A 1,090-nucleotide genomic window follows, 5' to 3' on the forward strand; every position below is an offset into this window, starting at 1 on the left:
GAAGATGGGATACGGCAGCGACCTGCTGGGCGAGTCACACCGGCACCAGAGCGAAGAACTGCGGGTGCGCTCCGAGATCATCGGCAATCTGGAGGCATTGCGCAGTGCCACGACGGTGGCAGCGGAGATCGTCCAGCACGCCGGCAAGCTGGGCGTCATTCAGCCTGGTGCAATCGCCGATCTTCTGGTGGTGCGGGGCAACCCGCTTCACGATATTGGTGTGCTGACGGGGCAAGGCGAAAACATCGCGGCCATCATGAAAGATGGAAAGTTCGCAAAGAACGAACTGCCGGCGCGCACTGGCACTGCACTGGCGAACTGACATGGACGCACTTCTCGAAATCTCGGACGTGCGTGCCACGTTTGGCGGATTGCACGCACTTGATGGGGCGACCTTCAATGTCGCGCGCGGCAAGACGACCGGGCTGATCGGTCCTAACGGCGCGGGCAAGACAACGCTGCTCAAGGCCGTGATGGGTGCGCTGGCGGCGGAATCCGGCCGCGTGGCGCTGGACGGCGTGTCGCTGGGCCGGGTCCCGGTCGAGGAGCGCGTGCACATGGGCATGTATCTGGTGCCCGAGAAGCGCTCGCTCTTCGGATCGATGCGCGTTGAAGATAACCTGCAGATCGGCACCTACGGCAACAGGAAGAAGGTTTCGTTTCGCGAAGAGGTTCAGCGTATCTATCGCCTCTTCCCGGTACTAGAGGAGCGAAAGAACCAGCTCGCCGGAACGCTGTCGGGCGGCCAGCAGCAGATGGTTGCGATCGGCCGCGCGCTGATCGCAAGGCCGCGCATTCTCCTGCTCGACGAGCCGTCCATCGGCCTGGCGCCCCTGGTGGTGCAGCAGATCATGAACGTGATCGTCGAGCTGAAGAAACAAGAAGGCCTGACCGTGGTGCTCGTCGAGCAGAACGCCCACCTGGCGTTGCGCGCTGCTGATCGCGCGTACCTCATCGAGCTCGGAAAAATCATCAAGCAAGGCAGCGGTAACGACCTGCTGAACGATCCACATCTGAAGGAGATCTACTTGGGATCCTCGAAGAAATCAGCGGGTGTCGGCCAGACCGCTTCGAACACCGAGAAGGCGAT

At 61.8% G+C, this 1,090-nt stretch carries 2 protein-coding genes; both read left to right on the top strand.

Annotation, left to right across the window (positions count from 1 at the left end):
• Positions 1-322 (top strand): amidohydrolase family protein (locus tag ACSFA3_RS25340; protein WP_435508091.1); only part of this gene is annotated, 322 nt, incomplete at its 5' end.
• A gap of 1 nt (position 323) precedes the next feature.
• On the top strand, positions 324-1,090 hold a 767-nt coding region (locus ACSFA3_RS25345), incomplete at its 3' end, for an ABC transporter ATP-binding protein (protein ID WP_435508092.1).

The sequence above is a fragment of the Variovorax glucosi genome (genome assembly GCF_051216695.1).
In the GTDB taxonomy this organism is placed as follows: Bacteria; Pseudomonadota; Gammaproteobacteria; order Burkholderiales; family Burkholderiaceae_C; genus Variovorax.